Annotated in this window: 18 protein-coding genes; 7 read left to right on the top strand and 11 right to left on the bottom strand. The window is 70.3% G+C overall.

Going from position 1 to position 23,544, the window contains the following annotated elements; all coding sequences use genetic code 11:
• Positions 1-249: 249 nt before the first annotated feature.
• Entirely contained in the window at positions 250-1,002 is a 753-nt protein-coding gene (locus tag UA74_RS19955) for a siderophore-interacting protein (RefSeq protein ID WP_075741623.1), read from the bottom strand.
• 1 nt (position 1,003) lies between these two features.
• Entirely contained in the window at positions 1,004-1,132 is a 129-nt protein-coding gene (locus tag UA74_RS34030) for a hypothetical protein (protein WP_257787479.1), read from the bottom strand.
• A gap of 103 nt (positions 1,133-1,235) precedes the next feature.
• On the opposite strand from UA74_RS34030, the gene UA74_RS19950 reads away from it, so the two are divergent.
• Together UA74_RS19950 and UA74_RS19945 are read left to right on the top strand one after the other, a co-directional pair.
• Entirely contained in the window at positions 1,236-1,955 is a 720-nt protein-coding gene (locus UA74_RS19950; RefSeq protein WP_075741622.1) for a TetR/AcrR family transcriptional regulator, read from the top strand.
• Between the two features lie 78 nt (positions 1,956-2,033).
• A complete protein-coding gene (locus tag UA74_RS19945) occupies positions 2,034-3,248 on the top strand; it encodes an aminoglycoside phosphotransferase family protein (RefSeq protein WP_075741621.1) in 1,215 nt (404 codons plus the stop codon).
• Positions 3,249-3,610: 362 nt separating this feature from the next.
• On the opposite strand, the gene UA74_RS19940 is transcribed toward UA74_RS19945, so the two are convergent.
• Positions 3,611-5,563: a family 20 glycosylhydrolase gene (locus UA74_RS19940; RefSeq protein WP_198042791.1), complete on the bottom strand. Its 1,953-nt coding sequence runs from the start codon at positions 5,561-5,563 to the stop codon at positions 3,611-3,613.
• Positions 5,550-6,944 (bottom strand): sugar porter family MFS transporter, encoded by a 1,395-nt coding sequence (locus UA74_RS19935; RefSeq protein WP_075741620.1) that lies wholly within the window; start codon positions 6,942-6,944, stop codon positions 5,550-5,552. The genes UA74_RS19940 and UA74_RS19935 overlap by 14 nt, the downstream gene beginning before the upstream one ends.
• A gap of 1,316 nt (positions 6,945-8,260) precedes the next feature.
• Between UA74_RS19935 and UA74_RS19920 the strand changes: the two genes are divergently transcribed.
• From UA74_RS19920 to UA74_RS19905, 3 genes are all read left to right on the top strand, one after another.
• A complete protein-coding gene (locus UA74_RS19920; RefSeq protein ID WP_075741617.1) occupies positions 8,261-9,139 on the top strand; it encodes an SIS domain-containing protein in 879 nt (292 codons plus the stop codon).
• A gap of 461 nt (positions 9,140-9,600) precedes the next feature.
• Complete coding sequence (locus UA74_RS19910; protein ID WP_075741615.1) at positions 9,601-10,536, top strand: 1-phosphofructokinase family hexose kinase; 936 nt, start codon at positions 9,601-9,603, stop codon at positions 10,534-10,536.
• Complete coding sequence (locus UA74_RS19905) at positions 10,514-11,353, top strand: class II fructose-bisphosphate aldolase (RefSeq protein ID WP_075741614.1); 840 nt, start codon at positions 10,514-10,516, stop codon at positions 11,351-11,353. The genes UA74_RS19910 and UA74_RS19905 overlap by 23 nt, the downstream gene beginning before the upstream one ends.
• Positions 11,354-11,655: 302 nt before the next feature.
• On the opposite strand, the gene UA74_RS19900 is transcribed toward UA74_RS19905, so the two are convergent.
• The 5 genes from UA74_RS19900 to tgmA all read right to left on the bottom strand — a co-directional run bounded on the left by UA74_RS19900 (position 11,656) and on the right by tgmA (position 17,043).
• Entirely contained in the window at positions 11,656-12,441 is a 786-nt protein-coding gene (locus tag UA74_RS19900) for a DeoR/GlpR family DNA-binding transcription regulator (protein WP_075741613.1), read from the bottom strand.
• Between the two features lie 343 nt (positions 12,442-12,784).
• Positions 12,785-14,275, bottom strand: coding sequence for a family 43 glycosylhydrolase (locus UA74_RS19895; RefSeq protein WP_075744013.1), 1,491 nt, complete (start codon positions 14,273-14,275; stop codon positions 12,785-12,787).
• Positions 14,276-14,600: 325 nt separating this feature from the next.
• Positions 14,601-15,752: a methyltransferase domain-containing protein gene (locus UA74_RS19890; protein WP_075741612.1), complete on the bottom strand. Its 1,152-nt coding sequence runs from the start codon at positions 15,750-15,752 to the stop codon at positions 14,601-14,603.
• Complete coding sequence (gene tgmB, locus UA74_RS19885) at positions 15,749-16,711, bottom strand: ATP-grasp ribosomal peptide maturase (RefSeq protein ID WP_075741611.1); 963 nt, start codon at positions 16,709-16,711, stop codon at positions 15,749-15,751. Before tgmB ends, UA74_RS19890 begins: the two co-directional genes overlap by 4 nt.
• A complete protein-coding gene (gene tgmA, locus UA74_RS19880) occupies positions 16,708-17,043 on the bottom strand; it encodes a putative ATP-grasp-modified RiPP (protein WP_075741610.1) in 336 nt (111 codons plus the stop codon). The genes tgmB and tgmA overlap by 4 nt, the downstream gene beginning before the upstream one ends.
• Before the next feature lie 594 nt (positions 17,044-17,637).
• Here tgmA and UA74_RS19875 point away from each other — a divergent pair.
• Complete coding sequence (locus tag UA74_RS19875; protein WP_232237343.1) at positions 17,638-20,778, top strand: FAD-binding and (Fe-S)-binding domain-containing protein; 3,141 nt, start codon at positions 17,638-17,640, stop codon at positions 20,776-20,778.
• A gap of 30 nt (positions 20,779-20,808) precedes the next feature.
• On the opposite strand, the gene UA74_RS19870 is transcribed toward UA74_RS19875, so the two are convergent.
• A complete protein-coding gene (locus UA74_RS19870; protein WP_075765128.1) occupies positions 20,809-22,170 on the bottom strand; it encodes an MFS transporter in 1,362 nt (453 codons plus the stop codon).
• 50 nt (positions 22,171-22,220) lie between these two features.
• Here UA74_RS19870 and UA74_RS19865 point away from each other — a divergent pair, with 50 nt between their 5' ends.
• Positions 22,221-22,571 (top strand): ArsR/SmtB family transcription factor, encoded by a 351-nt coding sequence (locus UA74_RS19865; RefSeq protein WP_075741608.1) that lies wholly within the window; start codon positions 22,221-22,223, stop codon positions 22,569-22,571.
• A 364-nt stretch (positions 22,572-22,935) separates the two neighbouring features.
• On the opposite strand, the gene UA74_RS19860 is transcribed toward UA74_RS19865, so the two are convergent.
• Positions 22,936-23,457, bottom strand: a complete 522-nt coding sequence (locus tag UA74_RS19860; protein ID WP_075741607.1) for an RNA polymerase sigma factor — start codon at positions 23,455-23,457, stop codon at positions 22,936-22,938.
• Between the last annotated feature and the right edge of the window lie 87 nt (positions 23,458-23,544).

Below are 23,544 nucleotides of genomic sequence, written 5' to 3'. Positions count from 1 at the left end.
GCGTCCGCGCTGATGCCGGATGCCCGGGAGCGATCGGTCTGCCCGTGGGTGCGTGGCGGGTCGTCGAGGCGTCCGGCGCGCAGCGGCTCGGCTGGATCACCACTCCCGCGCCCACTTCGGTGAACTCGGAAGCCCGTCGAGAACTCGTCTGCCTGCCGCGCTGCCGGAACGTGGCGGTGAGCCTGCCGGTGCCGGCCCACGATGATCACCGTCGCCGTCCAGTCTGCTGTGTGACCGTGGCGGACCTGCTCAATGCAGCCCTCGCTTCCCCGGCGCCCAGAAGGGCTTGACCTTGATGGCGGTCCTCGGCCAGCCGCGCTCGCGGACGAGGAGGTTCCGCACCAGCTGACAGGTCTTCGCCTCGCCTGCCAGGTAGACCGCCCCGGTGGTGCCCGGCAGATCGAGTTCGGCCACCGCCGCCAGCAGAACCTGTGAGGAGACGGCAGGAGCGCCACGGCGGTGAACGCGGCGCAGGGCGTGGTCTCCCGGCACGGGGACGTCGTGTTCGGGGCTTTCGCTCTCCAGGACCCCGTACACCTCGGTGGCGGGGGCCAAGGCCCGGATCATCGGTGCGAAGGCGGCGCAGGCGGTCTCCTCGCCGATGAACACCTGATAGGGAGCCTCGCGGGTGAAGAAGTCGCCCTGCGGCCACCAGAAGGTCACCGCGTCGCCTACACGCGCCTCGCGTGCCCACGTCAGTCCGATGCCGTCGCCCGCATACAGATGGACGTACACGTCGAGAGTTCGTCGATCGGGACGGAGTTCCCAGATCGTGTAAGTACGCAGTGTCTCGGCGGGGCGCAGGATGCCCGACACCGACAGGGGGTCCCTCAGCTGGATTCGGATGTGCTGGCCGGGGGTGTAGGGGAAGGCGATGGGCTCGTCCGTCGCCAGTCTGATCCGTCGCATCGTCGGCGTGACCGGTTCGACAAGCGTGATCTCCGCGTCCATCGCGTACCTGCCGAAGATCCGGGCGAGCGGATTGCGTGTCGTGGACGGCATGTCAGGCCTGCCCTTGTTCGCCGTCCGGCGAGCGCATTCCGCGCTGCACGTGAGCGGACCTGGACAGCCCCCACCAGACGGCCGTGACGGGCAGCGCTGCCGCGAAGAAGATCCACCAGCGAGACCTCATGCTAACTCCTATTGCCTCTCGGTTTACTTAGAGCTATTAAGTAATCATAGTTGGTCTAGGATGTCAACGGTGTCCAAGTCGAGAACCGAGTGAGGAGCTGACGATGGCTGCACGGGTCCCGAGCAGGCGGGAGAGGCTGCGTCAGTCCACCCTGGAGGAGATCCACGCGGCGGTGCGAAACCTGCTGGTCACGCAGGGATCGGCGGCGGTGACCATCAACGCGGTGGCTCGGGAGATCGGCATGAGCGGCCCGGCGCTGTACCACTACTACGCCAGTCATGACGCCCTGGTCGGGGCGGTGACGGCGGGCTTCTTTCGTGAGCTGGCCGCTTCGATGGAGCAGGCAGGCGAGGCCGACGCGCCGGTCGGCGATCGGCTGCTGGCCGCCTGCCGTGCCATGCGCGCCTGGGCAGTCGCTCATCCCGCCGAGTTCGGCTGGATCTTCGCCAGCCCGATCGCGCCGCCGAACAGGCAGCAGGACTCGGAACGTCATCAGGCGGCGGTCCGTTTCGAACAGGTCCTGCTGGACCTGACCGTCGAGTTGTGGCAGACCCGACCGTTTCCGGTGCCGGAGCCTGCCTGCCTGCCCGAGTCATTGCGAGCGCAGCTGACCACGTATTCCGCCGCCATCGACGGACGGCTACCGCCTGCTGCCGTCCATGTCTTCCTGGCCGCCTGGGTCAGGCTGTACGGCCTGCTGTGTATGGAGGTCCTGCACCAGTTGGACTTCGCCTACTCCGACCTGGAGCCCGTCTTCGAGGAATGCCTGCGCGACCTGTCCGCCATGTTCGCGCTGGACTACTCCGGTCCGCCGACCGCTTAGTTCCCTGCCTGCGATGACCTCGTGCTCAGGCGAAGGGACCCCGCGTGCCTCGCGGGTGAACGGCCTTCGGCAGCGCGGATGGGATTCAACGGATGGCTGATGCCTCGCACACCGCCCGCGCCGTCGCGGAGGCCTTCGACCTGGGTACGGTGCTCGACGAAATGGACACCGGTCCACGGTGGTCGGTCGCATCGGTCGTGGCGGCTCTCGACGTCCGACGGCGAATGGATCGTCAAACAGCTGAACCGCTCGCGGGAGTCGTGGTGGCTGAATGATCATCGGATCGCGGCCGAGATCGAGCAGGCTGCGTTCCGGCAGGGCATCTCGATGCCGCGTCCGGTGCCGCCCCGAAGTCCCGCCGCGCCGCTGCTCGCGGACCTGCCGATCGAGGGCGGGTCCGTCAGCTTCCTCGTGCACGAGTGGTGTGCGGGCAGCGCCCTCACCGCCGCCGACATCACGCCCGAACTGGCGGAGTGGGTGGGGCGGACCCTGGCGGCCCTGCACTCGCTGCCGCTCGACGTCCGCCCCGCCGAGGCACCCTCGGACGCGGTCCACTCGGTCGACGAGTGGCGTGACTGGCTTGACGATGCGGCTGGGGACACCGCGCCGGACTTCGTCGACTCGGTCCGGGTACACCTGCCCGATGTCGCGCGGGCCACGGAGATCGTGGCTGCCGCACTGGTGCGGGTGGGCGACGGACCGACCCCGGTTCTCACCCACCGCGACCTCAAACCCGACAACGTCCTGCGGACCTCGGGCACCCCGATCCTGGTCGACTGGGACGGCGCGGGCCTGGACGTCGCCGAATGGGAGGCGGTCCGGGCCGCCTCGGCCTTCAGGCGCGCCGCCGCAGGCGCGGGCCCGGCTCTCCTGCCTTCGGCGGGGCCGGACTCCGGCGGCTCCGCCATCGGGCTGGATTCCGCCGGGCTGGATTCCACTGGGCTGGACTCCACCGGGTCGGACTCGGCGGGCTCGCATCTCGCCGGATCGGCCGCCATGAGATCGGCCGCCGCCGGGAACGTCGATGTCTTCAGCCGAGTGCTGCGGTCGTACACCGCAGCTGGCGGGCGGCGGATCGCGCCGACGGCCGAGGCCTTCGCCGGACTGCTCCGCACCCAGCTCGGCGGTGCGGCGTGGATGCTCTTCCGTGCGCTCGGCCACCGCCCGGTCACGCCGCCCGAGCGCGCCGCCGCCCACGAGCACGCCCTGGAACTCCTCGCCGACCTGCACACCTCGCTCACCGAGATCCCGACGTGGACGCGGTGGCTCGCCGAGACGCACGACCCGGCCTGATCCCGTTGCCGGGCCGGGCCGGTGGCCAGTGCCCGGCGATGCCGGCGGCCGGTCCCGTCCCGTCCCGATGGGCCGATGCCGCCGAGGAGCAGCCCGCGGCGGGACAGACTGCCGCGCGACCCCACCGCGCCTGCTACCCCGAAGAGCCTGGCCCAGCAGACCTCGACGCCGATCCAGCCGACCCGTCCAGTCGACGCCGATCCAGCCGGCCCGATCCCGGCGAGAACGCCCGCCCCGCACCCGAGCGGCCCCGCCCGCCGCACCACACCCCCGCAGGCAGACCGACGCCCCGAGGAGACCGAAGTCCCCGTCCCCTCGGGGCGCCCGAGTGTCCCGCGCGCGTCGAGCCGCCTACGTCGGGGCTACGGCCGGACCCGGAGCACGTCGAGTTCGTTGACCGCCGACTTCGCCGAGGGCACCGGACCGTGCCCGCTGAGGATCTCCAGGCCGAGATGCCGCGTCACGACGGGATCGAAGCGCACCACGGTCTCCACCGCCGTGTCGTCGAAGCGTCCCCTGGCCACCGGCTCCCAGTTCGTGCCGTCGTCCGAGGCCAGCACCCGATAGTCCCGCACCGGGTTGCCCTCGCCCTCCGGCGGCGGGAGATAGCGGATGCCCGCCACGTCGAGTTCCCGGCCGAGGTCGATCTCCAACAGCGGCTCGCTCTCGGGGAACGCCTCCCATCCGGTGTACGGGTCGCCGTCGACGGCTCGCTGTCCGCTGTTGCGGCCCTGCACCGCCCGCCAGCCGACGTGGCTGTGCATTCCGGTGTTCTCGCCGAACCCGATCGCCCCGGGATCGGAGTCGCCGACCTGGTCGTACCGGTCCAGGAACGCCACGACGTTGTCACCGGGGGCACCCCAGGTCCGGTCGCCCAGGGTCGCCAGCGGCCGCCGCGCGTAGAAGTCGAACCAGCTCTCGGTGTGCTCGTGGGCGCGGTCGGCCCAGCGGGAGACCTTGTAGCCCAGGAATCCGGGGTCGTTCTTGAACTCGTAGTGGTAGACCTCGCGGGGATCGAAGTAGGCGTACTGGCCGGGTCGGGTGCCGAAGCCCGGGCTGACGTACAGGTCGGCCTCCTCGGTGCCGACCGTGGGATAGCCCTGTGCCACGCGGCCGTCGGGGGCGTTGAGCCATTCGTCGACGATGACGTCCCGCGAGGGCGAGATGCTGGTCTCGCGGTTGAAGTCCCACCACTGCCACACCTCGGTGGTCTTGCCGTGCGCGCGGATCACCTCGTTCAGGGTGTCGATGAACTCGACGAACACGTCCGTGGTGTAGGCGTAACCCTGCTCGTGCTGGTAGGCCACCAGCTCGGGACACTGTTCCTGGTCGGACACGTCGGGGATCTCGTCGCCGCCGATGTGGAAGATCGGCGCGTCGAACAGCGGAATCATCTCTTCCAGCAGTTCGGTGGCGAATTCGATGGTCTCTGGCTTGGTGACGTCCATCGTCCAGTTCCCGGTGCCGGAGCCCTCCCACGGCATGTTCGCGGGATAGGACATCGAGCGGCAGGCGAAGGCGACGTCGGGCCGGTAGGAGCCGATGTGCGAGGCGTGACCCGGCATGTCGATCTCCGGGATGATCGTGACGTGGTATCGCGCCGCGTAGTCCTGCAACTCGCGGAGTTCGGCCTGACTGTAGGACTGCGGCGATGCCAGACCGGGGAACCGCTTGCTCTCGATGCGGAAGGAGTTCCAGTCGGTCAGGTGCAGATGGAAGGTGTTTAGCTTGTACCAGGCCATCTGTCGGATCTGCTGTTTCAGATAGGACAGCGAGAAGAACTTGCGGATGTCGAGCATCTGGCCGCGCTGACCGCTGATGAGCGGCCAGTCCAGCGCCCGCCCCCGAGGGAGCGTGCCGAACTCCGCCGAGCTGCGCAATGCCTGGAGCAGCGTGCGCGTCCCGTAGAAGACGCCTCGCTCGTGGCCTGCGGAGATCCAGACCCGGTCGCTGATCTCCATCCGATAGGAGTCCTCCTGGATGCCCCAGCCCGGCTCCACGTGCAGCGCGATGTCTCCTGCCGTCGCCGGACCGTCGGTCACCTCCATCGAGGGGAGTCCGTCGTCGGCCAGCTCCTCGGCCAGCTGGTCGCCGAGGGCGCGCAGCTCGGGGCTCTCGATCACGATCGAGGAGCCTTCGGTGAGATGCAGCCTGCCTCGATTGCCAGCCCACTGCTGAATCGCCGGGACGGTGAGCGGCGCGGGATTCACCGCGTCCTGGGCAGATCCGCCGTCCGCCGAGGCCGTCCGGCCGTCGAGCCCGAGCGGCAGCAGGCTCGCCACCAGCACGACAGCTATCGATCTATGCATGTCCATGGGGCTCCTTCTTCGTCCATTGCGCGCCGTTCTCCCAGTAGTGCCGGATGCTCTCCAGCGGCCTCCCCTTGGTCTCGGGGGCGAGGCGGAACACGAACACGAAGGCGAAGGCGGACAGGGCCAGGAAGATGCCGAAGGTCCCCGTACCGCCGATGCCGTCCATCACCGGCAGGAAGAACTGCGCCACGATCATGTTGGCGACGAGGTCGGCGCTGAGCATGAGCGAGGCGCCCTGTGCTCGCAGCCGGGCGGGGAAGCTCTCCGAGGCATAGACCCAGACCAGCGAGCCGAAGCCGAAGTTGAAGGCCGCGGTGAAGATGAGGATGCCGAGGAAGCCCCACAGCGAGCCGTCCTCGGACAACGACCCCGAGGCGAAGACGATCATCATCAGCACGCAGGAGGCCACCATCGCGCCGATGCCGCCGAGCAGGATCGGCCGTCTACCCATCCGGTCGACGGCGAACACCGCGCCGATCGTGGCGATCAACGCGGCCAGTTGCACCACCGAGGGCAGTCCGAGCAGCGCGCCGTAGCCGGTGAAGCCCATGTCTTGGAAGATCATCGGGCTGTAGTAGGTGATCGCATTGATGCCGGTGATCTGCACCAGGAAGCCCAGGATGAGCACGAACGCGGTGGCCGTCGAATACGGTTTGCGGAACATCTCCCGGATCACGCCGCCCCGCTGCGAGGCGATGTCGGCGTCGATCTCGGCCAGCTCCCGGTCGACGTCGACCGTGGGATCGGTGAGGGCGAGCGTGGCCCTGGCCTCCTCGCGGCGTCCCTTCATCAGGTACCAGCGCGCGGTGTCGGGCAGTCGAATCAGCAACAGCAGCACCAGCACCGAGGGCAGCGCCGACATCGCGAGCATCAGCCGCCAGTTCCCCGAGCCCGCCAGTGACCAGTCGACCAGATAGCCGAGCAGGATGCCGGTGACCGTGGCCACCTGGTAGCAGACCACCAGCGCGCCTCGGATGGCGGCGGGCGCCGACTCGGCGACGAACACCGGGGCCACCACCAGGGAGAGTCCGATGGTGACGCCGAGGAAGAACCGCACGATGTCGAGACTGACCACGTCGGACACCAGGCCGGACGCCGCCGCGAACACCGCGTAGCCGATCGCGACGAGCACCATCGACTTCTGCCGGCCGATGGCGCCTGCCAGCTTGCCCGCGACCAGCGCGCCGACGATGTTCCCGGCGACCAGCACCGTGGTGATGCTGCTCAGCTCCGCGGTGGACAGGTCCATCTCGTCACCGATGAACAGCAGCGCGCCCGCGATGTTGCCGATGTCGTAGCCGTAGATCACTCCGATCGCGGCGGCGGCGATGGCGATCTTGCGGCCGACGGCCGAGGTTCTCGGGGGTGCAGGGGATGGAGACATGGCACTCTCTCCTCATCGTGTGCCGCGTCTCGCACTGCCAGGCAGGCTGGGCGCGGATGCCCGTGGACGAATCGGGACGTCAGGGGATCTTCGTCGACGTTCAGGGCCGGAACTCGGCCCGCCACGGCGTGCGCCGAGGCCGGACGCGGGAGGAACGCGGTGGACCGGGGGCGTCCGTTCCTCGGCGTCGATGCGGGGACCTGCCTCGAACCCTCGGATCGGCCTTCGAGCCGGTGGGTCGTCGCGGGCTGGGAATCGATGGGCGGGGGATCGGCGGGCGGGGAATCGACGGGCCGGGGGTCGACGGCTCAGCCATCGCCGGGTCCGCATCCGTCGTTCGCGCCGACGGCAGGACGGGGCCGAGGTGTCCTGCGGGGGGTGGGGAGAGCGGCGTCCGCGAAACCGGCTTCGGCCGACGGCCCGCCCGGTCGTCCCGTCCCGGCGGCGACGCCTGCCTGCTCGGTGCCTCGCCCCATCGGCGTCGCGCCGGTCGAGAGGGTCGTGGACCGCTCGTCGAATGGGGCGACCGAGTTCGGCCGGGCAGCCGTCCGCCGCGCCCGAGGACGGGATGTCGAGTGCGGACTGATCACGGCCGGGCTGTCGGCTGCCGACCATCGTCCGGAATGTCGCCTGTCCTCGACAGACCGACCATTGATCCGCGCCGGGACGAACGACTGAGTCATCAACACTCCTGCCCACCGCGGAGTACTTTGATCGTCACTTGACGTTAAGTGATCAATCATGCGCTGTCAACGCGAGTTATGTGCATGAATGATCAGTGCGGCTCGTGGATGTTCCCCGGTGTTCGGCGGATTCCGGGTCCTGTTCGGCCGGAGGCACCACGGCGCTCGGCTGATCGAGGCAGCGGCAGGCGGTCCTTCTGGTCGGTCCGCCTCGGTCTCCCGTGTGGACGGTTCCGTCGGGCACGTCGAGCGGGCGACGCCGCAGCCGATCGCCGGTCCGGCCACCGCAGACGGATCTACCTGCTGCTCTTGTGGACCTGGATCGATTCGTCCGACTGGTCGGTGGGTATCGACCGCATTCGGCTGTTCGGGTGGACATCCTTGCTGCCTGCTGTCGAGGCGCCCGTGTTCGGCCGGTCTCCTGCCCGTCTCGGCGTCGCATCGAGACGTGGCGGCGGCCTGCGACGGGACCTCGCGGCGGCTCGCCGGTCGATCATCCGATGTGATCGGTATTGCGCAGAACTGATCGAGAATGACTAGTATCGATCAGGATCACTCGCCAGATGGTCTGGTGGTCACGTCGCGTGATCACGCTGCGGACGTCAACACCACGCGGGAGATGGGGAGTCGCGCATGTCGCCGTCGATGATGGATGCGGAGATCGCGAGTCAGCCCGAGCACTGGCGACAGGCGGCGGAACTCGTGCCCGCCTTCGCCGATCGGCTGCCGGAGCACGGCAGCACGGTCGCGGTCGTCGGCTGCGGCACGTCCTGGTTCATCGCGCAGGCCTACGCGGCGCTGCGGGAGGCGGAGGGGCTCGGCCATACCGATGCGTTCGCCGCCTCCGAGTTCCCGACGCGCCGTCGCTACGACCGGGTGCTGGCGATCACTCGCTCCGGCACCACCACCGAGATCCACCGGCTGTTGACGCAGCTCGTCGACACGCCCAGCGTCGTCGTCACCGGGGTGCCCGCCGCGATCCGGGACACCGCCGACGCCGTGGTGGATCTGTCCTTCTGCGACGAGCTGTCCGTCGTGCAGACCCGGTTCGCGACATCGGCCCTGGCCCTGCTGCGGGCTCATCTCGGCCATGATCTGACGCCGGTCGCCGCCGAGGCCGAACGTGCGCTCGCGGCCCCGGTGCCCGACGAGGTCCGCGCGGCAGGCCAGTTCACCTTCCTCGGCACCGGCTGGACCGTGGGCATCGCCTCCGAGGCCGCCCTGAAGCTGCGCGAGTCCGCGGTGTGCTGGTCCGAGTCCTATCCGGCGCTGGAGTACCGGCATGGGCCGATCAGCATCGCCGAGCCCGGCCGCGTGACCTGGGTGTTCGGCTCCGCGCCCGCAGGCCTGGTCGAGGAGGTGCGCCGGACCGGGGCGGTCGTGGTGGACGACGACCTTGATCCGATGGCCGATCTGGTGCGGGTGCATCGGCTGGCGAGCGCGCTGGCCGCCGATCGCGGGCTGAACCCGGACGCCCCGCGTCACCTCAGTCGATCCGTCGTGCTGGCCTAGCGACCCGCGATGACGCCGCGCACGGAGGGATCGGACGTCGTGGGACCGGCGAGGCAGGGGCCTGCGGCGGGTCAGGTTCGGCCGGGTGTCGCGCTCGGACACCGTCCGGTCGAGTCCGGTCCGATGAGGCTCGGTTCGACGAGGGCGAGGTTGCGGCGACCGAGCGGCCTCCTGCGGGATCGGACGAGATCCGACGTGGTCCGCTCCGCGCCGGGGCAGGAGAGCCCGGCGAAACACGGCTTGCTGGAGTCCGGGCGCACCGGCTCGGTCGCGGTGCACGCGGCCGTGCTGACGAGTGCCGTGGCCGAACGCGCACCGGCTCGCCGCGCGCCGTCCGAATCGGATCGATCGGCGCTTCTCCTGCCCGGCCCCTCGGGGCGGACCGCAGTCGCGACGGCGCAGGCCCACCCGGCCGTCGGCGTGGCGTCGGCCGCCGCGAACCCCTCCACTGGAGGTCTGCCGTGATCCTGGTCGTCACCGCGAACCCGGCCCTCGACGTCACCTACACCGTGCCCGCGCTGATTCCCGGCGCGATGTCACGCGTCTCGTCCGTACACCGCCGCGCGGGCGGCAAGGGCATCAACGTGGCCCGGGTCCTGCACGCCCTCGGCGCGCCGACGTTGGCGCTGGCCCCCTGCGGCGGCGCCGACGGCAGACTCGTCGGCGCCGATCTGGCCGCCGCCGGGCTGCCCCATGAACTGTCGACGATCGCGGGACCGACCCGCCGCACCGTGACGATCCTGTCCGCCGCCGACGGCACGGTGACCCTGGTGAACGAACCGGGACCCGTCGTCTCCGCCTGCGAGTGGGATGCGGTGGTCTCGGCGGTGCGGCGGCGGGTGAGCCGGTCCTCGGTGCTGGTCTGCGCGGGCAGCCTGCCGCCCGGCGTCCCGGCGGACGGCTACGCCGAGCTGATCGACCTCGCCCGGCGCGCCGGGGTGCCTGCCGTGCTGGACACCTCCGGTGCGGCCCTGCTGGCAGGCATCGCGGCTGGTCCTGCGCTGGTCAAGCCGAATGCGGAGGAGTTGCGGGCCGTCACCGGAACGGCCGACCCGCTGACCGGCGCGCTGGCGATGCGGGCGCTGGGCGCCCGCACGGTGTTCGTGTCCCTGGGCGCCGAGGGGATGCTCGCGGTGACTGACGGCGCGGCGTGGCGGGCAGGCGTCCCGCGCAGGCTGCGAGGCAACACCACCGGAGCCGGGGACGCGGCCGTCGCGGGGGCCGCCCTGGAACTGGCCGCCAGAAGTCCCTGGCCGGAAGTGCTGCGCAGTGCCGTCTCGGTGTCCTCGGCCTCGGTGCTGGGCGCCTACGCCGGTGACGTCGACCTCGATCACCATCGGCGCGAGCACGGCGCCGTCATCGTGGAGGAGATCCATGCCGCTCGTGTCGACGTGTGACATCGTCATCCCGGCCGCAGGCGAGGGCACCGGCTGCGGGGCGTTCAACGCCGTCGCGCTCGAGCACGTGAGCGCGATCATCGCGGGTGCGGAGGCGGTGCGGACCCCCGTCATCCTCCAGGTGAGCCACAACGCGGTCCGCTATCACGGGGCCCTCGGTCCGATCGGCAGCGCGCTGGTCGCCGCCGCCCGCGCGGCCCGCGTTCCGGTGGCGGTGCACCTGGATCACGCCGAGTCCGCCGAGCTGGTGCGGGAGGCCGTCGCGCTCGGGTTCACCTCGGTGATGTTCGACGCCTCGACGCTGGACTACGCCGACAACGTGCGGGCCACCCGAGCGGTGGTCGAGCACTGCCATTCGAACCGGGTGTGGGTGGAGGCCGAACTGGGCGAGGTGGGTGGGAAGGACGGCGTGCACGCTCCCGGGGTGCGCACCGACCCCGAGGAGGCCAAGACGTTCGTGGCCGAGACGGGCGTCGACTGTCTCGCCGTGGCCGTCGGCACCTCCCACGCGATGACCACCCGTGATGCGCGGCTGGACTTCGACCTGATCACCGCGCTGCGGGCGCGGGTCGGCGTGCCGCTGGTGCTGCACGGCTCGTCCGGGGTGTCCGACGAGCACCTCACCGAGGCCGTCCGCCACGGCATGACGAAGATCAATATCGCGACGCAGTTGAACCGGGTCTTCACCGAGGGGGTTCGCGGGTACCTTGCCGAGCGGCCCGAGGCGATCGACCCGCGCAGGTACCTCGGCGCCGGTCGGGAGCGCGTGGCCGCCGAGGTCTCCCGGCTGCTGGGGCTGCTCTCGATCCGGGTGTGACGGGGCGGTCGGCAGCCGGGACGGCGGCGCACGCTGAGCCGAGTCGCGCTGTCTCCGCACCACGACCCGACGTCGTCGGTCCGCTGTGGACCGGTCGAGCCCCATGGGCCGGGCGAGCGGTTCGGTAGGGGAGTCCGGGGAGGCGGGCGCGCTCCTCGATGCGCCACCGCCCGCAGCCCGCCGCCATCGTCCTGCATCGATCACCCTGGCCGCCGAGCCGACTCCCGCCGGGCCCGAGCGGACTCGCATCGACGCGCGGCGGCTCCGCGCGCCGTGGGGATCGCCGAGCCGGACGCGCGGCCTCAGGCGGTGATGACCCGCAGCCCCTCCGCCTCGAAGGCGTCGAGCACGGACTGGTCGGCCTCGGCGTCGGTGACCAGGGTGTGCACCTCACCGGTCGCGCAGATCCTGGCGAAGGCGTAGCCGCCGAGCTTGGAGCTGTCGGCGACCACCGCGACATGCCGCGCGCGGGAGACCATCAGTCGATTGATGCTGGCCTCGCCCTCGTGATGGGCGTAGGCGCCCCGGACCGGGTCGACGGCGTCCACACCGAGCAGCACCAGGTCCAGGGTGATCTCCTCCAGGATCGGGACGGCCAGCGGACCGGTCAGCTCGAAGGACTGCTGGCGGGCGACGCCGCCGGTGACCACGGTCTTGATGTTGTGCCGGACGACGAGTTCGCCCGCGATGTTGAGTGCGTTGGTGACCACGGTCAACGCAGGGGAGTCGCTGCGGTCGGCGAGATCCTGTCGGGTGGCGATGGCCCGGCCCACCTCGGTGATCGTGGTGCCGCCGTTGAGACCGGCCACCATGCCGCGCTCGACGAGGTCGGCCGCCGCGGCGGCGATGCGCTGCTTCTGCGGCGCATTGCGGGCGGCCTTGTGGCGTAAGGGAAGGTCGTAGGCGACGTTGCTGGCCACCGCGCCGCCGCGCGTCCTGGTGAGCAGGCGGCGTTCGGCGAGATGGTGCAGGTCGCGCCGCACCGTCGCGGGGGAGACGTCGAGTTCGGCGGCCGTGGCGTCCACGTCGATCTTGTCGCGCTGTCCCACCATGTCCAGCAGCGCGTTCAGCCGCTCGTGCCGATCCACCAGCGTCCACCCCTCGCCGCACCCGCGTCAGTCCCGGCAATGTACCGCGCGGCCGAGACCCGGCGGGGGCACTCCGAGGAGAGCGGGACCGGCGGGCGGCGCCGCCGTGGCGAGGTGTGCCGGTCCTGTCGGGGGTGCTCGATCAGTGCCCGAATGCGGAAGGCGGCGTCGCGCCGGTCGGTCTCGGTGGCGAGCCGGCCGTCGACGAAGCTCCGGTCGTACAGGCAGTGCGTCCCGGCGTGGGTGTCGAGGACGTCGAAGCCCGGGCCGAAGAACAGCTCTGGTCTGCGGCAGGCGGCCTGCGGTGCACGTGCCCGCAGGCCGCCCGAGTCGGAGGGGCGAATCAGGAGGTCGGCTCGCCCGACGGCGCGGGCAGCGTCGTGCCCAGCCGCACGGGGACGCCGAATTTCGGGGTGCCGTCGGCGTTCCAGGTGAACCGCTGCGCGCGGGTGGAGCGGTTCATGTCGCAACCGCCGCTCGCGGAGTCGTTGGCGTGGTAGACGATCCAGTCCTCGGTCCCGTCGGGCGAGGTGAAGAATCCGTTGTGGCCGGGGGCGAACACGCCGTTGCCGTCGTGTCGTTGGAACACCGGGTTCGGCGACTTCGTCCAGTGCGACCGGTTGAGCGGGTCGGAACCGGTGAGGGTGAGCAGCCCGAGCTTGTAGTCCGGACCCCAGCAGGCGCTGGCGGAGTAGACGATCATGGTGCGGCCGTCGTGGTACAGCGGTTCCGCGCCCTCGTTGACCGGATGGGTCTGCCGTTCCCAGGACAGCGTGGGCTGCGAGATGGTGCGCCGGGCGCCGCTGATCGTCCACGGGTTGCTCAGCGGGGTGATGGTCAGGCTCTGCGTACCGTCGGTCGCGCTGCCCATCAGGTACAGCCTGCCGCCGTGCCGAAGGATGCTGGGATCGAGTTCCCAGGTGTTCCCGAGGTCGGCCTTGAAGGTATAGGGCCCGAGGGGATCGGAGCCTGCGCTCTCCAGGACGTGCAGGCGTTGGGTGGGGTTGAAGTCCTCGACGTCCTGCCCGGCCACGTAGTACAGGTACCAACGGCCGTCGATCAGATGGAACTCCGGCGCCCACATGTTGCAGCAGCCGTCGGGACGGCCCGCCAGGTTGAACACCACCTGGTCGGCGGCGCTCGACAGCCCGGCGAGCGTGCGCGACCGGCGCATGGTGATGGTGGAGTTCCAGGTCGTGGTGGCCAGGTAGTAGTAGCCGTCGTGGTACTGCAACCAGGGGTCCGGGCCGTTGCGCTTGATCGGGTTGCTGACCGTGCCGGGTGGGGTCGCTCCCACGCTGACCAGCTGCCACTGCTGATTCGCGCCGCCGGTGTCGGGCCACTGCACCACGCGCGCGCCGTCCTCGGCGGACCATTCCCACACGTCGGCGGCCTTGCCGCTGGCCCGGTTGACGAGCCGCACGAACCCGTCGGGGGAGTCGGCCAATCGGAACTGCTGACTCGCCCGATTCGCGTCGGTGTACTGCACCAGGTCCACCGCGTCGGCGGTGGAGGTGAACTCCACGACCTTGTCGCTGTGGCGCGACTTCAGCCGGTACCAGCCGCCGCCGGAGTCTACGAACTGCCACTGCTGCCAGGCCCCGTCGTTGCGGGTGTACTGCGCGATGCGGGCGCCGTCGCCGGTGGCCAGGTCGTAGACGTCCAGTGCCTTGCCGCTGTGGCGGTTGACCAGGACGTAGGACGCGGCCGGATCGACGACGGCCGCCGTCGCGGCAGGCGGCAAGGTCGAGGTGGTGCTGCCTGCCAGGAGCGTGGCGGCGAGGAGGATCGCGGCCCGCCGTCGTCCTCTCGGAAGGTTCCTGAGTGATGTCACGGTCTTCTCCCTGCGACGCTGCACGGGCTGTCGATCCGGCTGTCGTTCCCGCCGAGGAACACAAAACGACAGTGGTGCCTTCTCACGATGCTGGCGGGGTGGATCGCCGGCGGCCGACCGCGCGATTCAGCGCGAGCCGAAGAGTGATCCGTGAAAGACTATTCATAGCGAATTACCGGCAGCCGGACAAGAACCCAATCAGCCCCGTTCTCGGCGGTGCAGTCGAATCAATCGACAATTCTGTTCACGATTGTCGTCGAGTTGATCGAACAGGCGACCGAGACGCCGAATGCGATGACTACCGGCCGTGTCGCAGCGGTCCTGGTCAGATCGTCAGGTTCCACGTGTGTTCGCTGTCCGGACTGTCCAGCCACACCCGCTGGGTGGTCGGCGTGGCCGTGAGCCCGAACCGGTGCCACGCGGGGGCACCCATCGTCGCCCATTCGTCGTGTGCGTGTTCCACATCGGCCCACAGATCACGCGATCCGGCGTGATGCACCCGATACCGTCCCGACTCGCTGCCTGTGCGGTCCACCGAACACCAGGAGCCGTCACGGTGGGTCAGGCACGTTGCAGTCGGCGCGCCGTCGTCCACCGTGAGGGTGTGTCGCGTGCCCGCAGGCAGCCGGAACTGAGCCAGGAAACGGAACTCGCCGTCCAACTCCGCAGGATTCACGGCCGTGGTGCGTTCGTCGCCGCCGGACCGGTCCACCGTGGGCCACGGCTGTCCGACACCTGTCGCGTCGTGCCGTAGCGGCATGAACCGCCCGTACCAGTCGAGGAATCTTCCTTCCGCCATCAGCTCGTCGCCCCGGCGCAGGAGAACGAGGTTGCCCGCGCTCAGCTGCCCTTCCACGTCGACCAGGATGAGACCACCAGGTACGGCCTGTTCGATCCACGCGCCGGGAATGGCGGCCACCGAACACGTGGCCATGATCCGGTCATACGGTGCGTGCTCGGCTAGGCCGCCGCTTCCGTCTACGGCGCGGAGCACGGGCCGATAGCCGATCGTGGCGAGCCGGTCGGCCGCTGCGTCCACCAGTTCAGGGCGAAGGTCGATCGAGAACACCCGATCCGCCCCTAGCCGGTGGGACAGCAAGGCCGCGTTGTATCCGGTGCCGGTGCCGACTTCCAACACCGTGTGTCCATCGTGCACGTCCAGCGCTTCCAGCATCCGCACCATGAGGTCCGGTTTCGTGCTGGACGACACCGGAACCTGACGGCCGAACGAGTCGGCCACGACGGCGGTAGTCAACGTGGTGTCTGAGTACACCAGGTCGAGCCACGCCCGGCGCGATGCATCGTCGTCGGGCGTGACCAGTCGATATGTCGGGCCTTCCTGTTCGTAGTACCGGGGGACCAGTTCGTGCCTCGGCACCGCACAGACGGCCGCCCGCCACTCGTCGTAGTGCAGGTCGCCGTCTGCGGCCAGCTTGTCGGCCAACCTCTCCGCGCGGGTCTGCCATTCCTCGATCACGTCGGCACACCGTGCATGAGAAGGTCCACCAGCGTGTCCGTGAGCGGAACACCAGTCCGGGCCTCCAACCACCCGTACTGCCCGCCGGGGTTGGACTCCAGCAGAACCCATTGCCCGGACGGCGTGATGACGAAATCGAACGCGGAATACGTGATGCGAAACTCGGCCATGAACGCCTGGAGTCCTCTTCTCACTCCTGGCGGCAGGTCGAGAACCTTGTAGGTCAGCGCATCGTGGTCGGACCGCCAATCGGTATGACTGGCCTCGCTGCCCGCGTAGATACCGACGGCGTTCATCGTGTCACCGATGACCACTACACGTGCTTCATGGTCTTTCTCCACCCAATCCTGCATCTGGTGAAGGGTCACATCGATTCCGCGAAGGTCGGAGAAATCCTCGTCGGTCAGCCGACGAGTGAATCCGATCTTCCGAACACCCTCTTCCAAAACTCGGCTAGTGCCCAATGCCTTGTTGACGACTCCGGTCCTGCTGTCCCTGGCGAATCTACGAACGGCGTGGGGATCGTTGGAGATCAACGTGCGCGATACGGTGAGTCCACATCGGGCGGCTACCGCAAGTTGCAACGGCTTGTACACCGCATCAGCCGCCCGGTTTGGGTGGTTGACCCAGCACAACGGCAGGGAGGAGAGCACACCCCCCAATCCCAGTTTCGCTTCCCGGTTGGCATGTTCGCGCTCGGCCCGGCTCAAGCCCGCCGGGAACTCGAACGCCGTAGGGCTCCGATACCACGCCGACCGCAGCGATTCCAGTGCTATCGACCGGTGTGGAGTCCGAAGTTCCCCCACCCATCGGCCGCCGTCAAACTCGGCGTCCATGGTGAGCTGTTGCGGGAACCAACTGGTGTCAATCCGCAATACCGGAACCTCGCGCTCATTGAGTTTGAGCACAACCTGATCCGCGCTTCGGTCGAAGTCTTGAGCGAAGATGAGGACCGTCATACCTGCACCGGGTAGTCCGGAGCGAAGTCGTTTCCCCAGTCCTCGGATGGACCCTCGTCGCCGTCGTTGTCGCTGATGGACGACCACTCCATGTTCGGTGACAGTGTGACCATCGGGATTTCGCTGCCGTCGTCGGCCACCGACACTTGCTGTTCGTGGCTGTATGCGTATGCCGGAACCACCTGTTCCGGCATGGCACGGATGTGCCTCAGTCCGAACGGCCGCGTGGCCGGTCCGGATGCTGCCTCCGGGTTGTCCACCGCCGCTAATCCTGGCCTGGTCAGCGGAAACTGCGCGCTCACCGGGGCGAGTGGGTCGTCATAGAAACGCATCGTTTTCATTGTCCATCACCTTCACCATCGTTCGGCATCGAACGCCCTTCGTGTTCGATCAGACACGCTCAGTGTTGAGCGTAGTAGGGTCAGGACAGGACTTCAACGCCTCGCCCCGGCCGTTCGTACCGCCCGAACGGCAGCCGACGGCCGGGGATTTCCCCCGTTCGGCACGGGCTGTCTCGACCCCCGCTGCGGAACTCGCGGGCATGGTCATTCACGCGGCGAGCGGCTCGGATCGACGTCGCCGAACCGCGTGGTGCTCGCGCGAAAGCTGCCGGTAATCCTGGAAAGACGATGAGCAGAGCTGTCCCAAGCCTCCCAGCGCTGCCCGCAGGGGTGCGGCCTTCGAGGCGTGATCGGTCGTCGAGCTTGATCCAGGAGAGGAGGAGCAGACGGCTGTGGCGGCCCTCGAACGGTGGATGCCTTCGCGCCGACGGCGGCAGCCCCGGCGCCGGTTCCGTCCTCGCGCATCTCGGCAGCGCCCGTGGACCTGGACTACTGTCTGGAGAACATGTTCAGCCATGACGAGCTGCCCGGGGCCGCGCGAGTTGCTCGCCCCCGTCGCGTTGCGCCGGCCGGCAGGGCGGGCCGGTGAGCGAGGCCCGACAGGATCGGACCCGGGCGACCGACCTCGCGGCCCGACTGCGTCGCGCGGTGACGTGCGAGGTCGACGACGGCAGCCGTCGTCGCGCCGAGTACTCCACCGACGCCTCCAACTACCGGGTCGTCCCCGAGGTCGTCGTGTTCCCGGCCGAGGTCGACGACGTGCTCGCCACACTGGAGATCGCCAGGGCCGAGGGCGTGCCGCTGACCCCGCGCGGCGGCGGCACCTCGATCGCGGGCAACGCGATCGGTCCCGGCATCGTGCTCGACTTCTCCCGCCACCTCGGGCGGGTCCTCTCGCTCGACCCGGACGCCAGGACCGCGACCGTGCAGCCCGGTCTCGTCCTGGCCGATCTCCAACGGGCCGCCGCCCCGCACGGCCTGCGGTTCGGCCCCGACCCCTCCACCCACACCCGCGCCACCCTGGCGGGCATGATCGGCAACAACGCCTGCGGCCCGCACGCGGTGGCCTATGGGCGCACGGCCGACAACGTGCGCTCGCTGGACGTCGTCGACGGAGCGGGGCGACACTTCACCGCCGCCGACGACCTCGACGTGGTCCCCGGCCTGCGCGGGCTGGTCGGCGCCCGACTGGACGTGCTGCGGACCGAACTGGGTCGCTTCCCCCGCCAGGTCTCGGGTTATTCGCTGGAACATCTGCTCCCCGAACGCGGACACAGCCTGGCCAAGGCGCTCGTCGGCACCGAGGGCACCGTCACCCTCACCCTGGCCGCCACCGTCGACCTGGTTCCGATCGCCCCGGCCCGCATCCTGCTCGTCCTCGGCTATCCGACCATGCCCGACGCGGCCGACGCCGTGCCGCGTCTGCTCGCCCATCGGCCGCTGGCCGTGGAGGGGCTGGACGCGCGACTGGTCGACGTCGTGCGTCGACACCGGGGCGAGGCCTACGTGCCCGAACTCCCGCGCGGCGGCGGCTGGCTGATGGTCGAGGTCGGCGGCGCGGACCACGCCGCCGCCGAGGCCTCGGCCCGCGCGCTGCTCGCCGATGCCGACGCGGTGGACGCCGTCGTGCTGCCCTCCGGGGCACAGGCGACGGCGATGTGGCGGATCAGGGAGGACGGCGCGGGGCTGGCGGGCCGGACCCCGAACGGTAAGCAGGCCTGGCCCGGCTGGGAGGACTCGGCAGTGCCGCCGGCGCGGCTCGGCGCCTACCTGCGCGAGTTCGAGTCCTTGATGGACTCCTACGGCGTCGAGGGCCTGCCCTACGGGCATTTCGGCGACGGCTGCGTGCACGTACGGATCGGCCTGCCGTTGGAACGGGACGGTGCGGTGCTGCGTGCCTTCGTCACCGACGCGGCCCGGCTCGTCGCAGCGCATGGCGGGTCGTTCTCCGGCGAGCACGGGGACGGCCGGGCCCGAGGCGAGCTGCTGCCGCTGATGTACTCCGAGCGCGCCATCGACGCCTTCGCCGCGTTCAAGGGGTTGCTCGACCCCGAGGACGTCCTCAATCCGGGCGTGCTCGTCCGACCCCGTGCGCTCGACGCCGACCTGCGTCGGCCCCGGGCGATGCCGCTGCTCGCCGCCGACGGCTTCGCCTTCACCCACGACGACGGCGACCTGACCCGCGCCGTGCACCGCTGCGTCGGGGTGGGCAAGTGTCGGGCGGACAACGGCGCGGCGGGCGGGTTCATGTGCCCGTCGTTCCTGGCCACCCGGGACGAGAAGGACTCCACGCGCGGCCGGGCCAGGGTCTTGCAGGACCTGGCGAACGGCTCGCTCGTCACCGGCGGCTGGGCCGCGCCGGAGGTCCACGAGTCGCTGGACCTCTGTCTGTCGTGCAAGGCCTGCGCGAGCGACTGCCCGGCCGGGGTGGACATGGCCCAGTACAAGGCCGAGGTGCTGCACCGCAGGTATGCCGGGCGGCTGCGGCCGATCAGTCACTACAGCCTCGGCAGGCTGCCACTCTGGATGTCGTTGCTGCGCAGGCTGGGTCGGATCGGCCCCGCGCTGGCGAATGCGGTGTTCCAGGCGAGGCCGCTGCGGCGCCCGCTGCTGGCGCTGGCCGGTGTCGACGGCCGTCGGCGGGTTCCCCGATTCGCCGCCATGCCGTTCACTCGGTGGTGGCGGCGGAAGGCCGGGGATGCCCTGCGGTTCGGTGCGGCGGCGGGCTCGACGGCGGCCGGGGCGGCGAATTCGGGCGGTGCGCCCGGCTCGGCTGTCGGGTCTGGTCCTGCCGGGGCAGGCCTTGCCGAATCGCGCACCAGGGAAGGCGGCCCTGGCGAATCCCGTTCTGGCGAACCGAGTTCTGTCGAATCGGGCCCGGTCGAATCGAGCCCCGTCCGGTCCGCTTCGGCACGCGAGTCGGTCGAGTCGCGCGGCGAGCAGCGTCGGCAGGGCGGCCGCCGGGGATCGGTCGACTCGACCGAGCACGACGCCCGGCCGCCGGTGGTGTTGTGGGCCGACTCCTTCACCGACGGATTCAGCCCCGAGGCGGCGAAGGCGGCCGTCGAGGTCCTCGGCAGCGCGGGCTATCGGGTGATCGTGCCCGCGCGGCAGGCCTGCTGCGGGCTCACCTGGATCAGCACCGGCCAGCTCACCGGCGCCCGGCGCCGACTCCGGGAGCTGCTGTCGGTGTTCGGTCCCTACGCGGCCCAGGGCGTCCCGATCGTCGGGCTGGAGCCGTCCTGCCTGGCCGTGCTGCGATCGGACCTCGTCGAGCTGCTCCCCACCGACCCGCGCGCCCGGCAGGTCGCCGAGGCCGCGATCAGCCTTGCCGAGCTGCTCACCCACCGACCGGCGGGCGGGCAGCCGTGGCAGCCGCCGGACCTGACCGGCGTCACCGTCCTCGCGCAGCCGCACTGCCACCAACACGCGGTCTACGGCTATGAGACGGATCTGGCCCTGCTGGCGAAGGCGGGCGCCCAGACCACGAGGCTCGCGGGCTGCTGCGGGCTGGCCGGGAACTTCGGCATGGAACGCGGGCATTACGACGTGTCGGTGGCGGTCGCCGAGAACGCCCTGCTGCCCGCGCTGCGCGAGCGCGCCGAGGACACGGTGTTCCTGGCGGACGGGTTCTCCTGCCGGACCCAGGCCGAGCAGCTCGCCGGGGTGCGCGGCGTCCACCTGGCCCAACTGCTCGCGCGCGGAGTCGATGTTCTGGGGGAGTGAACGACCGCATGCCGCGCGTGGGCCGCAGGATCAGGGACTCCCCTGCCGCACGGGCGTCGGCCAGCGGGGATGGTCCTCGTCGATGACGAAGGCATGGGCGTGGCGGTGGGTGCCGGTCGACGTCTCGACGGCGTCGGTGAGGTGGTCGGGATCGGCGGTTGCGCTGGTGTGGACGTGTTCGAGCAGCTCGGGATCGTGCCGTGGCCAGCACCGCAGCGCGATGCCGAAGCCCGCGAGCGCGGGTCCGGCCAGCACGGCCCAGGTCGCGGTGAAGCCCGCATCGGCCACCAGCCAGCCCGCCACCGGGTAGGAGATCAGCCAGCAGGCGTGCGAGAGGGAGAACTGCGCGGCGAAAACCGCCGGTCGGCCCTCAGGACGGCTGGACCGCCGCAGCACGCGGCCGACCGGGGTGAGGACCAGCGCGGTGCCGACGCCGATGATCGCCCACACGCCCAGCGTCGCCGCCCAGTGTCCGGCGCCGCCTCCGTCGGAGGGCAGCGCGATCGCGCACGCGACCCCGGACAGCAGGACTCCGCCGCCTGCGAGCATCACCGTGCGTTCCCCGAGTCGCGCCAGCACCCGAGGCAGCAGCAGCGCGACCAGGATGGTGCCGGTTCCGTTGGCGGCCAGCAGCCACGCCACGTCGGCCTGCGGGCGTGCGAGGGCGTCCTGGACGTAGTTGACGGTGTGCACCATGACGATCGCGCCGACGGCGGCGACCGTCAGGTTGAGGCCCAGCAGGCCGCGCAGTCTCGGCGTGGCCGCGTAGATGCGCATGCCTGCGAAGGTCCGACGCCACACCCCGCCCCGGTCGCTACGTGCGGCGCGGGGGATGCGGGCGGTCACGACCAGGAGCGCCGAGAGCAGGAAGCCGATCGAGGTGCCGGTGAACAGCCAGTGGAAGCTCAGCAGGCCGAGCAGCGCGGCGGCCAGCAGCGGGCTGAGCAGGCTCTCCATCGTGGAGGCGAGCTGTGAGGCGGACAGGGCACGGGTGTAGTCGCGTTTGTCGGGCAGGATGTCGGGCAGCACCGCCTGGAACGTCGGGGTGAACGCGGCCGAAGCGGACTGCAACACCACGATCAGCACATAGATCTGCCACACCTGATCCACGAACGGCAGGACCAGGACCACCGAGGCCCGGACGACGTCCAGCGTCACGAGCATTCCCCGCCGAGGCAGCCGCCCGGCATAGGCGCCCGCGACGGGGGCGACCACCACGTAGGCGATCATCTTGATCGCCAGAGCCGTGCCCAGGACGGCGGCCGCATCGGCCCCGGCGAGTTCGTAGGCCAGCAGTCCCAGCGCCACCGTCGTCAGGCCGGTGCCGAAGAGCGCCACGAGCTGCGCGCCGAACAGATGTCGGTAGTCCCGCTGCGCGAACAACGACGTCATGCCGCACCACTTCCCCCGTCTCGAGTACCCGTGCGGCACTATAGGTGCTTGTGTACGCACATGAGAACTCTACGGGGCAGTGGGACCGGCTTCCCTCGCCCGACCACGTCGACGTCGCGGTCACCGCCTTCAGCATGTTGTCCGATCCGACCCGGATGCGGCTGCTCTGGCTGCTCTGCGGCGGTGAGTTCGACGTCGCGAGCCTCGCGGGCCTGGTCGACGCCGCGCGTCCTGCGGTGTCCCAACACCTGGCGAAGCTCCGGCTCGCGGGCCTGGTCACCCATCGGCGAGAAGGCCGCCGTGTCCTCTACCAGGCCCGAGGCGGCCATGTTGGACGGTTGTTGGCCGAGGCGGCCAACGCGGCGGACCACCATCTTCACGGCCTGCCGGATCACGATTGAGGTGGCGTGAAACCGGTTGTCGACGGCAGCGGCCCTGCCTGGTGGGTCGACGGCTGTCCACCTCGTCGCAGGGCGTGATCGAAGTGCCCCTACTGCTCGGCCGTACTGTCGTTGTGCGTCCGGTCGGCGGAGAACGCCGTCTCGGGTCCGGTGTCCGGGTCGAATCTCCGCCTGATTCGACTGCTTCCCGGCCGAGCCGCGTGCGCGGGCAGCTACCGCAGCTTCGAGTTTTCGCCGGATTCGAATCACGAGTCGGCGGTGCCTGACCCCGCCGAGTCGCTGTCTCGCAGCGCCGAGCCCGTTGCGCCGCCCGCCACGCACGTGACCCCGGACCCCGGCCTCAGCCGCGTGCCGTCTACCGCCGTCAACCCGAGAGATAGCCCTCGCGCAGCGCCCGGCGCGCTCGCCAAGCGCGCGCCGAGACGGAGGTGGGTGTCAGGCCGAGATCGGTCGCCACCTCCTTGGGCCGGTGTCCTTCGACGTGGACGCGGTGCAGGACGTCCTGCCAACCTGGCAGCAGGCCGTGGAATGCGCGGGCGAGATTCGCGTACTCCTCGTCCCGGACGACGCGATCGAGCAGGGAGGTGTCTGCGGCGACCGCACGCGGATGCGTCGCGTCGCTCAATTCCGCCACCCAGGTGATGTGCTGTTCGCGGCGGTGGTGATCGATGCCGATGGCGCGGACCACCGTGCAGAGGTAGGCCCGCAGGTGGCGGATGGGCGGCCCCTCGTTCAGGCAGCGCCGCAGGGTGCGGGCCACCGCCTCGGCGGCCAGGTCCTCGGCGGTGGCGGTGTCGGCGACCAGGCTTCTGGCCGTCCGCAGCATGGTGGGCCAGTGCGTCATGATCTCCGCGCCGAGGGTCGTCGCGTCATCGCATCGGGACATCGATGCTCCTCTCGGCGTCGGGGCGGTCGCGGCCAGCGTGCTGCGGGATCGGCAGCCGCCCCGGTGCGGCGGCGCTGCCGTGGGCCG

Source organism: Actinoalloteichus fjordicus (genome assembly GCF_001941625.1).
GTDB lineage: Bacteria > Actinomycetota > Actinomycetes > Mycobacteriales > Pseudonocardiaceae > Actinoalloteichus_A > Actinoalloteichus_A fjordicus.
Note: the sequence above shows the minus strand (reverse complement) of the source record. Positions and strands in the feature narration are given on the sequence as shown.